Source organism: Pseudomonas sp. stari2, assembly GCF_040760005.1.
Classification (GTDB): Bacteria; Pseudomonadota; Gammaproteobacteria; order Pseudomonadales; family Pseudomonadaceae; genus Aquipseudomonas.
Genome location: NZ_CP099760.1, coordinates 5,719,481 through 5,736,108, shown reverse-complemented (window position 1 = coordinate 5,736,108; position 16,628 = coordinate 5,719,481). Strand labels below are relative to the sequence as shown.

Genomic DNA, 16,628 nt, shown 5'->3' with positions numbered 1-16,628 from the left:
ATACTGTTCAGCTTAGTTGCTCTTTATCGCTCCGTCGTTCAATGCAGCACTTTGCAACGCTTTTCTCGCCTGTTGTTTGCGCAGCAGTTGCCAGTGCGCGAGCACGGTTTTCGGTGCCCATATCTGCGGCTCGGAGGCTTCGAAGTTGTCCGCCAGTTCGCGTTCGGCGACGGTGGCCTTGGCCAGTTTGAAGGCTTGTTCCAGATCATCGGTCTGGTTCAGCGCCTGGGCAAACAAGGCATCGCCGAAGTAGGTGAAGTTGGCTTCTTCGGAGCAGCCGAACGAAACGCGGTCGGCGCGTGAAGCGGTCATGATCAGCGTGCGTTCGTCCTTCAGCGCCGGAATGAAACCACCGGAATAGCACGAGGAGATGACAATGATCTTGTCGCGGTTCTTCAGTGGTGCGAGCACGGCGGCTAGTTCGTCGGCGGGCAGGTCGGCCAGTTCCATGCGTGGCTGGTCGAGCACCAGTTCGTGTTCGGCGGTGCCGTGGCTGGTCAGATAGATGAACACCAGGTCTTCCGGGCCAGTGCGTTCGGCCAGGGTCAGGGCGGCGCGGCGCAGGTTTTCGCGGGTGGCCATCGGCCGGTCGCCGAGATGGTCGCGGTGATTGACCAGACGGATCTGGCCAAAGGCACCGAAACGGCTGGCGAGCATGTTGGCCACGTAATCGGATTCGCGCAGGAACACGCTTTGCTTGCCATCGCCGCCGAGGGTCAGGGTGTACAGTTCCACCGCCGGGGTCGAGGCCGGTACATTGGCCAGCGCCTCGTCGAGCAGACGGCCCTGGGCCAGCAGGCCGAGTTCGAGTGTGTCCGGCAGCAATTTCCCGTTGGCGTCGCGCACGCGCTGACCGTTGATCCAGGTGCCGCTGAGCACGGTGCCGTCGGTCAGCACCAGCGTGCCCCGGCCCGTGTAGCTGTCGTTGTCGAACCCGCCGATATAGAAACTGCCGTCGGACAGGTTCAAGCGGCCCTGGCCACTGAAACGCCAGTCGTTGAAGTAACCGATGTAATGGCTGCCGTCGGCACCGATCAGTTCGCCTTTGCCGGTCAGTGCGCCTTCCTTGAACTGGCCGAGCCAGACGTCGCCGTCAGCGTTTTCGTAGCGGCCCTTGCCATGTAGCTGATTGTTCTTGAAACCGCCGACATAGATGTCGCCGTCGGCGCTGTTGAAGGTGCCGTTGCCTTCGAGCTGTCCATTGATGAAATGGCCGGTGAACTGATTGCCGCTGGCATCGCCGCGCTGGCCTTCACCGTTGGGTTTACCGTGGGCGAACTGGCCCTGATAGGAGCTGCCGTCTTCCAGCTCCAGACGGCCGAGCCCGGAATACTGGTCGGCCTTGAATTCGCCGCGATAGGTCATCGCGTTTTCTTTGAGGGTGCCTTCGCCTTCGCGTCGGCCGAGCTTGAAACCGCCGGTGTAGCTGCCGCCGTGGGTGGTCAATGTGCCCTGGCCGTCGAACAGGCCTTGCTGGAAATTCCCGCGATAGACCTCGCCGTTGCTGCCGTGCCATTCGCCCTGACCGTGCCACTGGCCCTTGTCGAACTCGCCTGCGTACCAGCTGCCGTTCGGGTAGTCGACCCGGCCCTGGCCTTGCAGCAGACCGTTGACCAGCTCGCCGCGATAGCGTCCGCCATCGGGCAGGCGCGCATCCGGGGGCAACAGCGATTCGCCGTCGCCGCAAGCGGTGAGCATCAGGGTCAAGGCAAGCGGTGCAAGAGCAGCAAGTGAGCGCATAGCGGGATCCGGGCAATTAGGCGACCGAGTATGCCGCAGCTATGTGACCTTATACAGCCGGCGGAGGGGAGTGGATGCGAAACAGCGTGAGCCGCTTCGCATCCCGGCACTCAAACGAAGCAGAGCGACAGCGGTTCGGCGATGTAGGCCGGTTTGTCCGAGCCTTCGATCTCCAGGGTGGCGGTGGCTTTGAGCAGCCACTGGCCAGGTTTTTTCTCGGTCACTTCACCGAGATCGACCTTGAGCCGGACCTTGGAGTTGACCTTGACCGGCTGAATGAAACGCACGCTGTCCAGTCCGTAGTTGACCACCATCTTCACGCCTTGCGGCAGGATCAGGATGTCTTCCATCAGTTTTGGTATCAGCGACAACGACAGGAAACCGTGTGCAATGGTGCTGCCAAATGGCGTTTGCGCGGCTTTGACCGGGTCGACATGGATGAACTGATAATCCCCGGTGGCTTCGGCGAACAGGTTGATGCGCTCCTGATCGATGGTGAGCCATTCGGAACGTCCGAGTTCCTTGCCGACATAATCTTTGAGCTCTGCAACTGGAACATAGGGCATTGAGACTCTCCTTGGGTTCATCGGTTTTATAGTTTTTCAGGTGGGGGATTTGACCGCCCTGCGAACCACTGTAGATCATCATGGCGATTTGCTCAGGTCAACCGACCATGCTTTTGGCGAATGCCGATCCATAGCGCAGGCGTGCTTATAATGCCGGGCCCGTGCTTGGCGGGATGTCGGACGGAGATGACGGATGTTGCTACGCGGCCTGACCATGCTGGTGCTGTTTCAATTGCTCGGCACGGCCCTCAATCATTTGCTGTTGCCGGTGCTGCCGGGGCCGATCATCGGCCTGCTGCTGTTGCTGGCGTTCCTGATCGTGCGCGGTGAAGTCGGCGAGCCGCTGAACCTGGCTGCCGGCAGTCTGTTGCGTTATCTGCCTTTGCTGCTGGTGCCGCCGGCGGTGGGCGTGATGGTTTACGCCACGGCGATTGCCGCGGATTTCTGGGCCATTGTCGGTGCGCTGGTGGTCTCGCTGATTCTGTCCATGGCCTTCGCCGGCGTGCTGATGCAGCGGCTGGTCAAGCGTCATGCGCCGCATTCGGAGGAATCCTGATGCTGTTCGACTGGCACGGCGCCTGGGCGTCGGTGATTCACCATCCGCTGTTCGGCATCGGCATCACCCTGGGCGCCTATCAACTGGTGCTGGCGGCCTTCGAGAAAACCCGCTGGATCTTCCTGCAACCGGTGCTGGTCTCCATGCTGCTGGTGATCGGCGTGCTGGTGGGGTGCGGCCTGACTTACGTCGAGTACCGCAAGAGCACTGAGATCCTCAGCATTCTGCTGGGCCCGGCGACCGTGGCACTGGCCGTGCCGCTGTATCTGAATCTGCGGCGCATCCGCCAGTTGTTCTGGCCGATTTTTACTACGCTGGTGATAGGCGGGGTGGTCGCCACGGGCATGGGCGTGGCGCTGGGCTGGTGGTTCGGTGCCGATCACATGATCCTGATGACCATGGCACCGAAGTCAGTGACCTCGCCGATCGCCATGCTGGTGGCCGAGCAGATCGGTGGCGTCGCGGCGCTGGCGGCGGTGTTCGTGTTGATCACCGGGGTAATCGGTGCGATCTTCGGCCCGGCGCTGCTGAACCGTCTGGGTGTGCACAGCCCGGAGGCGCGGGGCATGGCGCTGGGCATGACGGCGCATGCGGTCGGCACGTCGGTGGCGTTGCAGGAAAGCGATGAGTGCGGTGCCTTCGCGGCACTGGCGATGAGTCTGATGGGCGTGGCCACGGCGGTGTTCCTGCCGTTGGCGTTGTCGATGGTGGTGTAAGGAAATGTCTATGAGTCTGCCGCTTTTTCCGCTGAACACGGTACTGTTTCCCGGTTGCAATCTGGATTTGCAGATCTTCGAAGCGCGCTATCTGGACATGATCGGCCGCTGCATGAAACAGGGCGGCGGATTCGGTGTGGTGTGCATCCTTGAAGGCAGCGAAGTCGGCGTCGCGCCGGAAGGATTCGCCATGGTCGGCTGCGAAGCGCGGATCACCGATTTCCAGCAGCAGGACAACGGATTGCTGGGCATCCGCGTGCAGGGCGGGCGCCGCTTCATCGTGCAACACACCGACGTGCAGCGCGATCAACTGATCGTCGCCGAGGTCGAGTGGCTGGACGACGAACCTGAACAACCGTTGCAGGATGAAGACGCCGATCTGGTGGCGTTGCTCAAGGCCCTCGCCGAACACCCGATGGTCGAGGCGCTGAACATGGGCATCGAGGCGGCGGGCCAGCAGTCATTGGCTAATCAGTTGGCCTATCTGCTGCCGTTCGCCGAGGAAGACAAGATCGACCTGCTGCAACTCGATGATCCGCAGCAGCGACTGGACGCGATCCAGGCGCTGCTTGATGAATTGCAGGGCGAGTTGTTCGCTTAGGGCGCGTTCAGGTTATTCGGGCCAGACGATGTCGTTGGCGAACCACTCTTTACCCTTGTTCAGGGTCAGCACCGGCTTGCCGGCCTGGGCAACCTTGTCGATCAGGGCGTCATATTGATGTCGGTTATTGACGCCTTGGTGCGTGCGTTCCTCAATGTGAATTCGCGAGTCGTAATCCGCTTGCTCGGCGATGTCTTCGACTTTCGCGGCGCGAGTGAAGGTAGAGTCGAGCATCCATAGGCGCTCCGCTTCTATTCCTCGTTTCGAAGTCGATATCAGCGCCTCGATTTCATCTTCGGGAAACCACGCGCCGTTTTTTCTGGCAGCGTTGTTGAGAAGGTGATTCTCCTCTCCCAGGACCACCTCCATTTTTCGCGTGTCGATGACGTAGGTGAATATGACCTGCTGAGCGTGCCGCATGGTTTCGTAATTACGTTCGGAATCCAGCTCCACGTCCGATGCATCAGACCAGTCGTTGTCGGACTCCCCCGATTCGTTGTCCGACTCTCCAGGCTTGCGCCCGGGATATTTGTTTTTCTGGTTGTTGTAGCGCAGGTATTCCGGATCGGGTGAGTCGGTGCCTCTACCGGCGTATTCATGGACCAGCTTGAGGCTGACGGTTGCACTGATCGGTTTCTCGGTCGTCGCTCCACGAGGATGTTTCAGCCGTGGCAACATCCGGCCATCGTTGTAGAACTCGAAGGGGGTTCGTTCATCAGCCCTGAACAGCGCCGGGAAGTCTGTCCGGTACAAGCAGTCACTGCCGTTGCGCAAGTAACCCAGTTTCGCAAGGAATCCATCGAGGAAATCGCGGCTGATACTTTCGCTGAAACCACCATAGTCTCCCAGATGACTGAGCAGCAGCTTGCCGTTTCTAAGTGGCAGGAGCAGCGGTTCTATTTCCTGATGCAATGCGTCGTAGCGTGCAGAGTCGTCAGTGTTCAAGGACCGTGCCTTGTGCTGCACGACCCATTCTGGAAGCGCTGACGGATGGGCGATCAGATCGTCGCGCAGCCGGACGTGTTGAAGGGGCGACAGGTTGTAAGAACGCAACTCCATGACCCGTTCACCGTGATTCATTTGCGGATACAGCTGTGCGAAATGTACACCCAGCAATTCGGATGTGGCGGCTTTCAGTTGTGCTGGCATCGATGTGACACGCTGCTGTTTGGCCGGTGTGGCTTCTGTCCTTTGCTCATCTCCAGCAAGTGGTCGTTTACCCGGGCTGCCCGAGTCGGCCTGTCGGGCCGGACTCCATGTCATCTCTCCGACATTCCTGTATAGCGCGGGTCCCGGGGTAAGTTTTTTGTACAGATCCGTTGCACGATAGGTGCCCAGATTCGTGTCGAACTCCACATGCACGGTTCCGATGCCTTTTACATCGACAAATTTGCGTCCAACTACAAAGCGCAGACCTTCTTCATTGGCCGCTTGCATGTTGCGCAGCAATCCGGGGCTCAACACGTAGCTGTTCAAAGTGGTTGCCGAATCTTGCGACAGGTCTGGCAAGTCCGAGACTTCGATTCTTGAGGGCCCAGGAATCGCCGTGGGTGGCTGGTCATGGCCCGAGGTTCGATTGCCTGAAAGTGAGTGATGTAACGGTGGGGGCTGGACCTGTGGTCGCAGTCGCGGGGGATGAGCCAACGGATCGGCGGATGTATTGATTCTGGACGGGGTTGGCAGCGAGGGATTTTTGGGGCGCATGGCGTCATTCCTTGACGATGTTCAGGTGTTCGACCGATATCGAACGGGACGGGTCGTTTTCGACTCTCCAACTATTACTGTCGACGTTGTAGATAATCCTGCCGGGAGCGGCATCGCGCAGATGAATGTGGTGAACCCGCACGTCGATATTTTCAAGCTCGTCGCGCTGTTGGTGATCGCTGACGTCTTGTATCAGCGCCGCAACTGTTGAATAGGCTCGGGCATCGACAGCAAAAAGACCGATCACCTCAAACAGGGTATTGATCCGGTAACGGTTCCCCGAGGACACCACCACTTCGACGGTTTCCAGTGGAAGTTGTGGATCATTGCTGTCCGGCAGGTGGACGTGAACGCTGCCGATTTTCAGCAGGTCGTCCTTGATGGAGAGGTCCCTGCGGGTGATTTTTTCCTGGAGCAGGTGGGTATGAATGAGCCAGGTGGACGAACCGGAAATTCTGGCGTCAGCTTCGGCGGTGGACAGTCGGATGGACAGATTGCTGGTCGGAAACAATTCATACGTCGTTGATCGCCCTTCCAGCCAATAGGTTGCGTTGTGCTCGCTTGCCAGAAAATCGACCCGTTGCGACGTATTCTTCAAGGTGCGTTTGCTGACAGATGGTCTGACGAACAGGTATCGGCCCGCCCGCTTACGCAGTGAGGCACGACTTTCGACGATCCGGTAGCCCGGATTCTGCGCATCCTCCAGATAGTTGTTTCGGGGGTAGTCCAGATGGTAGGAAACACCGTCACGCATCACCAGGGTCAGGGGGTGATTCATTGCCCATCCTGCAGCCATGTTGCCGGCGCCCATGTCGCTCTTTCGGCCTCTGTTCGCGATCACGTTTTCATGCAGCGAGAGCCGGGAACCCTGAGAGAAGGTGAGGGTGAAGTAGGCATTGTCGTAATTGAGGTATGTGAACGCCCCCGTCTCTGTGATGGTCACGACATAAGTGGCTTTGACGGCCACAATTTCGCTGCTGTCAAAGTCGACGTACACGGTGCTGTGTGAAGGGAGCCCGTCTGTCGGGGCAATCAGGGCTGGACGACGGGTCTGGCGGGAAACGAAATAATGGGAGTGTGGTCGAGCCGAGAGCACGTGTGGAAGATCGCTTATCTGCACCGGAGACGCCTTGGGTATGCCCGCAGTGAGGATGGTGACGCTGACAGGCAGGTCGCCCGGTTCCATGATTTCGGCAGGCCAGGCAGGCTGCAAGTGGAAACCGTCCTGGGTAATGAACACCCATTTGTCATTCTGTAGCAGGCGTTTGCCTTCAACGTTCCGGTAAACCGCCTCAAGTGCCAGTTCGCGCTTCGGCGATCTTGGGTCATCGTCGCGCAGTGAATCGATCACCAGAGTGTTGCGACGGATGTACCAGCGCTGGATGGCTTCGAGCGGTACGCCGAGATAGACCGTGCTTGATTCCTGTCCGTCCTCGGTGATGGAAACCTCAAGGCTCATCGGATCGAGGAAGTAGGTATCGCTGCCACTGCCGCCGTCGACAGTGCAGTGCAGTCCTCGAACGGAAATCCGGTCGTCCCCGGCCCCGGCATCCACACGGTCATCTCCGTTGGCGGCAATGATGTCCGACTGATCGGAACCAGTGACGCGATTGGCTGCGCCGGCAAGTGTTTCGACCCTTTCGATAGACTTGATCGTTGAATGCTGTACCGGTTCAAGTCCCGGACTCACTGGGCGTAGCGCCAGCTTTCCGCTTTTCAGATCAATGTCGTAGCCGAGGTGGCGTGGTGGGTTCGGGATATGATCAAGATGCTTGTGCGTACCTTGCAGCCATAACAGATCGATGCCGTCCCCTCCGGACAGCTCACTGATATTGACCGGATCGGATGAGAGCGTTTCGGACGCCGATTGAAAGAGGAAAGAGTCGTCCTTTTCACCGCCGTGCAGGACTTTCTTGCCAGCTCCATAGCTGAAGAAGTTGGCTTTGTTTTCTACGCCCTGGACGTTGTCATTGCCACCGCCAAGACTCCAGAAAACACCTTTGGCCGGATCGCTTGTTGCCTTGGTGACAATGGAGTCCGAGGCGGGCAGCCCGTGTCTTGCATCATAAACATCATCGGTGTCGGAGATGACCGGCCGGTTCTCGGTAACGTACTGCGATTCGCCACGGGCTTCGTCCCACTGGTAGCGATAGAGGCGAGTGGGTTGCAGCGCCACCTCGAACCGGCCATTCACGATGGCGTCGACCGTTTCCTTGAATTCATTGTTCAGCCAGTCGAGGCTACGGGTCTTCAGGGCTTTGGCGTAGTCAGCGGTGGTTTTGGCGATCAGGTAGCGATCCATCAATGCCTTGTCCTGGTCCTGCCCGGTGAACGCGAACCAGCCGGCACGCCAGCGTTCGTTCACTGTGAGCTCGATGTAATCGTTGATGTCGTCGACCGCCCGCACGGCGCCATAGATTTTCACCCCGACAATCATGATCGCGGCGGCGGCGATGCCTACCGGACCTGCTGCCTGAAAGCCCGCCAAAGCTGCGCAGCCAAGAGCCAACGACAGCACACCGCTGAATACACTCAGCCCACCGGTGACATACAGATCCTGTGCTTCCTTGCCCTGAGCCTTGGCGGCATCGTTGAAGGACTTGATGGCGGTGTAGATATCGAAGGGTAGGGTCAGCACGCTGGCGATCAGTCCGGCCCCCCGACACAGCCATTTGCCCATGGAGGTCTTGCCGAATTGTTCGAAGGCCATTGATCCCTGGCGGATCATTTGTTCACCGCTTTTGTTCAGCGCGTACTCGACACCCAATGAGGTGATTTCCGCGACGCTACCGCCAACGTTGATCAACGCTTCGACCGTGTCGCCTTTCTCCAGAGCGTCGATGGCACCGATGTACGCGCTGTAGAGTCCGTACGCCTGCATCCCGACGCCCATGCTGGCCATTCCGCGGCTTTTGGTTTTGTCGACCCAGTCCGGCAAGCTCTCGGGCAAAGGGTCTCGACGAATGTCGAGGCGTTGGGTGGCGTTCAGTAAATGGTTGATCTTGCCCATGGCATCGGCGAACTCACCTGTGGGCATTTCGCGCATGAGCGGTGCGGCATCGGGTGAGCGATGGGTGACGATTTCGTAAAGAAGGGGCGGGATCTGCCGGTTTTCCGGTGAGGGAACGGCTCTCATCCGCTGTTGCACCTGAACCGCGTCGAATTCCAGCGCATCGATGAACGATTGGTCGGGTTCGGAAAAGTAAGTGGTGGTTGCCGATATGGCTTCCCCGTTGATTCGACAACCCAAGGCTTGAAGCGTCTGGCGACTGACACTGAATTCGCCGATGCGCAAAGGGCCGAACAGGACGTCCAGGTCAGCAAGCCCGGGTTTTTGGCCGGATGGCTGAAGGAGCGACTCCGGTTGGATATTCAGATCGGATATTTTGATCGGAGCTGGTGGTCGGCCAGCCCGGGAAAGATGGTTCGATTGATTCTTCAAAGTCATTGCTCTTTTCACAAGTCCGTTTGCGGTGCAACTGCCGGAATGTGGCATGAGGCACGGACTTGTTCATGAGCTTTTGCTTTGCCAGATGTTTGCCGGCGCTTACCGTCGAGGCGCGCGCCGGTGAGTATTGAGTGCAGCCTTAGTAGGCATATCGCAACAGAGTGTGTGGCAAATGCCGCAACACAAAAAAACCGAACAGAGCGACCAGTGCCGGCAACACCAGCCACCAGACTTTCTGCGGCATCGCGTCAAGGGGTGAGCGGCGCTGAATCAGCCACAGGCTCGCGGCGCAGACACAGGCGGCGAGCATCGCACCGGCCAGCACATCGGTCGGCCAGTGTGCCCCCAGGTACACCCGTGACAAGGCAATCGCCAGTGCCGGTATGCAGCCGATCAACAGCCAGGTCAGGCGCAGTCTTGGCGGTTGCCCGCGTCCGGCCAGCACGGCCAGGGTCAGGAACAGCGCGAACGATCCGGACGCGTGTCCGCTGGGCATGCTGTAACTGGTCAATGGGTCTGTCAGCACTTCCGGGCGTACCCGGGCGAAAAACAGTTTGGTCCCGGTGTTGGCCAGCGCGGTGACGAGCAGGGTACTGCCGGCGAAGATCGCCTGGCGCCACTGGCGGCACAGCAGCAACAGGCCGGTCAGCAGGATGCTGAACACCAGCATGTTGCGGAATTCGCCGATCAGGGTGAAGACCACCGCAACCTCGTCGAGCACCGCACTGCGGTGCTCCTGCACAAGGGTCATGACGCCCTGATCGAGCGCGCTCAGATACGGATAACCGATGAACAGCGCGATCAGGATCAACAGGCTCATGCTGCTGATCCAGATTGTCGCCCGGCGGTGACGGCGCAGGCTGCTGTTGGCGCTCAGGCCGACCATCACCGCAATGCTGGCGGCGACAATCCCGGCCTGCAGCCAGAAGCCTTCCGGCAATGGCAGACGAATCGCCGCTCCGGTGGCCCAGCCCGGCAGCAGGTAGGCGATGCTCCAGCCCGCCGCCGCCAGCAGGCTGACGGCAACGAAGCGCGGGAAGGGCATGTCGCACATCCCGGCGACCATCGGCAGCATCGGCCTCAGAGGACCGATGAACCGCCCGACCAGCAGACTGGCGATGCCGTAGCGCTGGAAGTAGGTCTCCGCGCCGGCCATCCACTCCGGGTGATGGCGCAGTCCCGGCAGGCGCCGGATGTTCTGATGGAAGTGGCGGCCAAGAAAATACGACACCAGGTCGCCGAGAATCCCGCCGAGAAAGCCCAGCAGCAGGGTCTCGCTCAGTGACAGCGCACCGCTGCCGGCAAGTGCCGCCACGGCGAACAGCAACACCGTGCCGGGTACTATGATCCCGGCAATTGCCAGGCACTCGACAAAGGCCACGACGAATACCGCAGCGGCCAGCCACTGCGGGTTGGCGGCCAGCCATCCGGTCACGCTATCGAGCCATGGGCCCATACAACACACTCCATTTCATTGATGTCCCTGGTCGGCGTAGCGCAGAGGGGAAGTTCACAGCAGAAAATAATCGCGTCCTTCGACCTGACCCCGGCGCAGCGGGTTCCGGGTGCACCACTGGGCGTAGGCCGCATCGACGAAGCGGTACATCAAGTGCTCGTCACGACCGTGCGGGATGCCCAGGCGGGTGGTCTGGACGATGTGGCCGGGCGCAGGACCGGTATCTTCCACCAGCAGAATTTCGTGGTCGAAACGTTTGGCATCCCACACCGGCACCTTCAGGCCCAGTGCCTTGCACAGCAAAGTCTGGCCGGCGCACAGCTTCTGCGAGGGACGCGGCCGGCCCTGCGCATCGGGATTGTTCAGCAGCATCTGCGCCAGACTGGCCGGGCCGCTGATGTCATCGACCCATGGATAGGCCGACTTGATCAGCACTGCATTGCCAGGACCCTGAGCACTGAAGTTCAGCGAATCACCGCCACGGGCGTAATACATATAGATGTGGCCGCCATCCAGAAACAAAGCCTTACGCTTTTCTGTGTAGCCGAGGGAGGCATGGCTGCCTTTTTCTTCGCAGTAATACGCTTCGGTTTCGATGATCCGGGCGCTGAGCCACAGGTCGCCGACCCGGTGACGGATGACTTTGCCGAGCAGATCCCGGGCAAGCGTCTGAGCGTCACGGTCGAAAAAAGCGTCCGGAAGGCCCATCGGCAGGCGCTCGGCGTGGGCACGAACGGTCAGATTGGACATGGCAAACGGTGTTTATCCAGGCGAAAGAGGTCGTGATGATAACAATCCGAGCCTTAATTACGGCTGAACATCGGCAAATCGCGGTCCATTTCGACCATCCGCCCGTCACCGCTGTTAGTCCCGGGACGCGACAGCTATAATCTGCCGCTTTCCTCTTTGCCAAGACCCCAGCAGACCATGACTGAGTCCGTTCTTGACTACATGACCCGATTGGGTCGCGCCGCCCGCGAAGCTTCCCGGGTCATCGGCCGTGCCAGCACCGCGCAGAAAAACCGCGCCCTGCTGGCTGCCGCCAATGCTCTGGACGCCGCCCGCGCCGAGCTTGCGGCAGCCAATGAACAGGATCTGGCCGCCGGCCGCGCCAGCGGTCTGGAGCCTGCTTTGCTGGAACGTCTGGAACTGACCCCGGCCCGTATCGACGGGATGATCGTCGGTCTGCGCCAGGTGGCGGCCTTGCCGGACCCGGTCGGTGCGATCCGCGACATGAGCTTCCGTCCGTCGGGGATTCAGGTCGGCAAGATGCGCGTGCCGCTGGGCGTGATCGGAATCATCTACGAGTCCCGTCCGAACGTGACCATCGATGCCGCGAGCCTGTGCCTGAAGTCCGGTAACGCGACCATCCTGCGCGGCGGATCCGAGGCGATTCATTCCAATCGTGCCATTGCCGCCTGCATCCAGCGTGGTCTGGCCGAAGCCGAATTGCCGGCTGCCGTGGTGCAAGTGGTGGAAACCACCGACCGCGCCGCCGTTGGTGCGCTGATCACCATGCCCGAGTACGTCGATGTGATCGTGCCGCGCGGCGGCCGTGGGCTGATCGAGCGCATCAGCCGTGACGCCCGGGTGCCGGTGATCAAGCATCTGGACGGCATCTGCCACGTCTATGTCAGCGAACACGCCGACCTGCCGAAAGCCCAGCGCATCGCCTTCAATGCCAAGACCTATCGTTATGGCATCTGCGGCGCGATGGAGACCCTGCTGGTTGATCAAAGTGTTGCGAAGGAATTCCTGCCGTCGATGGCCAGACAGTTCCGTGAAAAAGGCGTCGAACTGCGTGGCTGCGAGCGCACCCGGACGATCATCGAGGCGGTAGCGGCGACTGAAGAAGACTGGAGCACCGAGTATCTGGCGCCGATCCTGTCGATCCGCGTGGTCGACGGACTGGACCAGGCCATCGAACATATCAACCATTACGGCTCCCACCACACCGATTCGATCGTCAGCGAAAACCTCGCCGACACCCGACAGTTCGTGGCCGAAGTCGACTCGGCATCGGTGATGATCAACACCCCGACCTGCTTCGCCGATGGGTTCGAATACGGATTGGGTGCCGAGATCGGCATTTCTACTGATAAGCTGCACGCCCGTGGCCCGGTGGGCCTCGAAGGACTGACCTGCGAGAAATACGTCGTGGTCGGTGATGGCCAGTTGCGCGGCCAGGCGACGGTCTGACTTGTCCGACCTCGATCTGAAAGCGCCAAAATCCGGCAGAAAGTCTCGCCCCCGGCGTATTGGCGTCCTGGGCGGAACCTTCGATCCGGTGCATGTCGGCCATTTGCGTGGCGCGCTGGAAGTCGCCGAAGCGCTGGCCCTCGATGAGCTGCGCATGATGCCCAGCGCCCGGCCGCCGCATCGCGATACCCCGCAGGTGTCGGCGCAGGATCGGCTGGCAATGGTTGAATGTGCGGTGGCCGGTGTGCCGCCGCTGGTGGTGGACGCCCGTGAATTGCAGCGGGACAAACCGTCCTGGACCATCGATACCCTGGAGTCGCTGCGCGCCGAAATGGCCGCCGAGACCCAGGTTTTTCTGCTTTTGGGCTGGGACGCATTTTGCGGCCTGCCCACTTGGCACCGCTGGGAAGAGTTGCTCCAGCATTGCCACATCCTGGTGCTACAGCGCCCGGACGCCGACAGCGAACCACCGGATGCCTTGCGCAACCTGCTGGCAGCGCGTTCGGTGAGCGACCCGTTGGCCCTGAAAGGGCCGAGCGGACAGATTGCATTCGTCTGGCAGACACCGCTCGCGGTCTCCGCCACCCAGATCCGTCAACTGCTGGCCAGCGGTAAGTCGGTACGTTTCCTGGTGCCCGACGCGGTCCTGGCCTACATCGATGCGCACGGTCTGTACCGTGCGTCGAACTGAACAAGGCGTGCTCAAGTAACACGATCATCGTGGGACGAGACGCCGAATACATGAGCAAAACGAGTTTTATATGACTGACAAAGACCAAACCAAAGTAAAGCGCAAAGGCACGTTCAAGAGCGCTCCGCTGCCGGAAGTCGCCAACACCAACGAACCGCTGAAAGGCGACGAACTGGTCAAGGTGGCCGTGGCCGCCCTGGAAGACGTCAAGGCCCAGGACATCCAGATCATCGATGTGCGCGACAAGCAGAGCATCACTGACTACATGATCATCGCCACCGGTACGTCCAACCGCCAGATCAACGCGATGCTGGACAAGGTTCGCGAAGAAGTGAAAAAGCAGGGCGCCAAGCCGCTGGGCGAAGAAGGCAAGGGCGACAGTGACTGGGTGCTGCTGGACCTGGACCTGGTGATCGTGCACATGATGACCGCCTCGGCCCGTCAGTTCTACGACCTGGAGCGCCTGTGGGCCGGTGCCGAGCAGAGCCGTGCGGCAGACGCCAAGCACCATAGCCCGGAAAACACCCACGAGCACTTCACCAAGCTCAACAAAGACCAGCTGTAAGGGACGCGCTGTGCGACTGCGACTGATCGCCGTCGGTTCACGCATGCCCAAGTGGGTGGAAGAAGGCTGGCATGAATATGCCAAGCGTCTTCCGTCCGAGCTGGCGCTGGAACTGGTGGAAATTCCGCTCAATACCCGTGGCAAGAATGCCGACGTGGCCCGCTTCATCCGTCAGGAAGGCGAAGCCATGCTGGCCAAGGTCGGGCACAACGAGCGGATCGTCACCCTCGAAGTGCACGGCAAGCCCTGGAGCACTGAGCAGCTGGCGGTCGAACTCGACCGTTGGCGGCTGGACTCGCGCACGGTCAATTTCATGGTCGGCGGCCCGGAAGGGCTGGCGCCGGAAGTCTGTGCCCGCGCCGACCAGCGCTGGTCGTTGTCGCCATTGACGCTGCCGCACCCGTTGGTGCGCATCCTCATCGGCGAGCAGTTGTATCGTGCCTGGACCGTGTTGTCCGGCCACCCTTACCACAAGTAATCCTGCCCTCATGTCCCAGCCGATCCGCATCAAGGACCACGAAAAAGACGCCCGCCTGGTGCGTAGCCGCGTCGTGTTCGGGGCCATTGCGGTGGTGCTGCTGATCTGTGTGTTGATTGCCCGGCTGTATTTCCTGCAGGTGATCCAGTACGACTACCACTCGACCCTCTCGGAAAACAACCGCGTCCATGTCCAGCCGATTCCGCCGACCCGTGGGCTGATTTACGACCGCAACGGCGTGGTGGTGGCGGATAACCGTCCGAGCTTCAGCCTGAGCATGACCCGCGAGCGTTCCGGCGACTGGCAGCAGGTACTGGACGTGATCGTTGAAGTGCTGGAGCTGACGCCGGAAGACCGGGTGATCTTCGAAAAGCGCATGCGTCAGGGGCGCCGGCCGTTCGAGCCGGTGCCGATCCTGTTCGAGCTGACCGAAGAGCAGATCGCCCGGATCGCGGTGAACCAGTTCCGCCTGCCGGGCGTGGAAGTGGTCGCGCAACTGGTGCGCCACTACCCGCAGGGTGCGCATTTTGCGCACTCGGTGGGTTACATGGGGCGGATCAACGAGAAAGAGCTGAAGACCCTCGACCCGGTCAATTACAGCGGCACCCACCACATCGGTAAAACCGGCATCGAGCGCTTCTACGAAGCCGAGCTGCACGGCCAGGTGGGTTACGAAGAGGTCGAGACCAACGCCCGGGGCCGCGTGCTGCGCGTACTCAAGCGTACCGATCCGGTGCCGGGCAAGGACATCGTCCTGAGCCTCGACATCAAATTGCAGGAAGCCGCCGAAGCCGCGCTGGGCGGGCGACGCGGTGCAGTAGTGGCGCTGGACCCGAGCACCGGTGAAGTGCTGGCAATGGTCAGCCAGCCGAGTTTCGACCCGAACCTGTTCGTCACCGGCATCAGTTTCAAGGCTTACGCCGAGCTGCGCGACTCCATCGACCGGCCGCTGTTCAACCGCGTGTTGCGCGGTCTGTACCCGCCGGGCTCGACGATCAAGCCGGCGGTGGCGATTGCCGGTCTGGACGCGGGCGTGGTGACGGCGTCGAGCCGGGTGTTCGATCCGGGTTACTACATGCTGCCCAACTACGATCACAAATACCGCAACTGGAACCGCACCGGGGACGGCTTCGTCGACCTCGACACGGCGATCATGCGGTCCAACGACACCTACTTCTATGACCTGGCGCACAAGCTCGGCATCGACCGGTTGTCGGCCTACATGAACAAGTTCGGCATCGGCCAGAAGGTCTCGCTGGACATGTTCGAAGAGTCCCCCGGCCTGATGCCGTCCCGGGAATGGAAACGAGCCACCCGCAAGCAGGCGTGGTTCCCGGGCGAGACCCTGATTCTCGGGATCGGCCAGGGCTACATGCAGTCGACGCCGCTGCAACTGGCCCAGGCCACCGCGCTGGTGGCCAACAAAGGGGTGTGGAACCGTCCGCATCTGGCCAAGACCATCGAAGGCGAGAAGCCCAAGGATGAAAACCCGATGCCGGACATCGTCCTGCGCGATCCGTCGGACTGGACCAAGGTCAACCACGGCATGCAGCAGGTGATGCACGGCGCCCGGGGTACGGCGCGCAAGGCTTCGATCGGCGCGCAATACCGGATCGCCGGCAAGTCGGGTACGGCCCAGGTGGTCGCGATCAAGCAAGGCGAGAAGTACGACCGCTCCAAAGTGCAGGAACGCCACCGAGACCACGCCTTGTTCGTCGGTTTTGCACCGGCCGACAACCCGAAAATAGTGGTGTCGGTGATGGTCGAGAACGGTGAGTCCGGCTCCGGCGTCGCCGCGCCCGTGGTGCGTCAGGTGATGGACGCCTGGCTGCTGGATCAGGACGGACGCTTGAAGGCCGAATACGCCAGCCCAATCAGTGCGGAGGCTACGGCCCGTGAAGAATAATT

At 60.7% G+C, this 16,628-nt stretch carries 14 protein-coding genes; 8 read left to right on the top strand and 6 right to left on the bottom strand.

Going from position 1 to position 16,628, the window contains the following annotated elements:
• Positions 1–12: 12 nt before the first annotated feature.
• Positions 13–1,740, bottom strand: coding sequence for a C13 family peptidase (locus tag NH234_RS26300; protein ID WP_367254790.1), 1,728 nt, complete (start codon positions 1,738–1,740; stop codon positions 13–15).
• A 110-nt stretch (positions 1,741–1,850) separates the two neighbouring features.
• Complete coding sequence (locus NH234_RS26295) at positions 1,851–2,306, bottom strand: MaoC family dehydratase (protein WP_007909575.1); 456 nt, start codon at positions 2,304–2,306, stop codon at positions 1,851–1,853.
• Between the two features lie 193 nt (positions 2,307–2,499).
• On the opposite strand from NH234_RS26295, the gene NH234_RS26290 reads away from it, so the two are divergent.
• The 3 genes from NH234_RS26290 to NH234_RS26280 are packed head-to-tail and all read left to right on the top strand — an operon-like array spanning position 2,500 to position 4,179.
• Positions 2,500–2,862, top strand: coding sequence for a CidA/LrgA family protein (locus NH234_RS26290; protein WP_039771873.1), 363 nt, complete (start codon positions 2,500–2,502; stop codon positions 2,860–2,862).
• Positions 2,862–3,578 carry an LrgB family protein gene (locus NH234_RS26285; RefSeq protein WP_367254788.1) on the top strand — a complete coding sequence of 239 codons (717 nt, stop codon included), beginning with the start codon at positions 2,862–2,864 and terminating at the stop codon, positions 3,576–3,578. Before NH234_RS26290 ends, NH234_RS26285 begins: the two co-directional genes overlap by 1 nt.
• 10 nt (positions 3,579–3,588) lie before the next feature.
• A complete protein-coding gene (locus NH234_RS26280; RefSeq protein ID WP_085732960.1) occupies positions 3,589–4,179 on the top strand; it encodes an LON peptidase substrate-binding domain-containing protein in 591 nt (196 codons plus the stop codon).
• Between the two features lie 12 nt (positions 4,180–4,191).
• On the opposite strand, the gene NH234_RS26275 is transcribed toward NH234_RS26280, so the two are convergent.
• The 4 genes from NH234_RS26275 to NH234_RS26260 form a co-directional block, all read right to left on the bottom strand.
• Positions 4,192–5,883, bottom strand: a complete 1,692-nt coding sequence (locus NH234_RS26275; protein ID WP_367254786.1) for a hypothetical protein — start codon at positions 5,881–5,883, stop codon at positions 4,192–4,194.
• Positions 5,884–5,887: 4 nt separating this feature from the next.
• A complete protein-coding gene (locus NH234_RS26270) occupies positions 5,888–9,331 on the bottom strand; it encodes a calcium-binding protein (protein WP_367254784.1) in 3,444 nt (1,147 codons plus the stop codon).
• Between the two features lie 139 nt (positions 9,332–9,470).
• Positions 9,471–10,787 (bottom strand): bifunctional DedA family/phosphatase PAP2 family protein, encoded by a 1,317-nt coding sequence (locus NH234_RS26265; RefSeq protein ID WP_085732957.1) that lies wholly within the window; start codon positions 10,785–10,787, stop codon positions 9,471–9,473.
• 54 nt (positions 10,788–10,841) lie between these two features.
• Entirely contained in the window at positions 10,842–11,537 is a 696-nt protein-coding gene (locus NH234_RS26260; protein WP_085732956.1) for a DNA-3-methyladenine glycosylase, read from the bottom strand.
• Positions 11,538–11,714: 177 nt separating this feature from the next.
• On the opposite strand from NH234_RS26260, the gene NH234_RS26255 reads away from it, so the two are divergent.
• From NH234_RS26255 to mrdA, 5 genes are all read left to right on the top strand, one after another.
• A complete protein-coding gene (locus NH234_RS26255; protein ID WP_367254781.1) occupies positions 11,715–12,986 on the top strand; it encodes a glutamate-5-semialdehyde dehydrogenase in 1,272 nt (423 codons plus the stop codon).
• Entirely contained in the window at positions 12,955–13,677 is a 723-nt protein-coding gene (gene nadD, locus NH234_RS26250; RefSeq protein WP_085732954.1) for a nicotinate-nucleotide adenylyltransferase, read from the top strand. The genes NH234_RS26255 and nadD overlap by 32 nt, the downstream gene beginning before the upstream one ends.
• Before the next feature lie 70 nt (positions 13,678–13,747).
• On the top strand, positions 13,748–14,242 hold the full coding sequence (rsfS, locus tag NH234_RS26245; protein ID WP_085712284.1) for a ribosome silencing factor: 495 nt from the start codon (positions 13,748–13,750) through the stop codon (positions 14,240–14,242).
• A 10-nt stretch (positions 14,243–14,252) separates the two neighbouring features.
• The gene (gene rlmH / locus NH234_RS26240; RefSeq protein ID WP_011063671.1) at positions 14,253–14,720 is read left to right on the top strand and encodes a 23S rRNA (pseudouridine(1915)-N(3))-methyltransferase RlmH; all 468 of its coding nucleotides are present in this window, start codon (positions 14,253–14,255) and stop codon (positions 14,718–14,720) included.
• 10 nt (positions 14,721–14,730) lie between these two features.
• The gene (gene mrdA / locus NH234_RS26235; protein ID WP_085732952.1) at positions 14,731–16,626 is read left to right on the top strand and encodes a penicillin-binding protein 2; all 1,896 of its coding nucleotides are present in this window, start codon (positions 14,731–14,733) and stop codon (positions 16,624–16,626) included.
• The last annotated feature ends 2 nt before the right edge of the window (positions 16,627–16,628 follow it).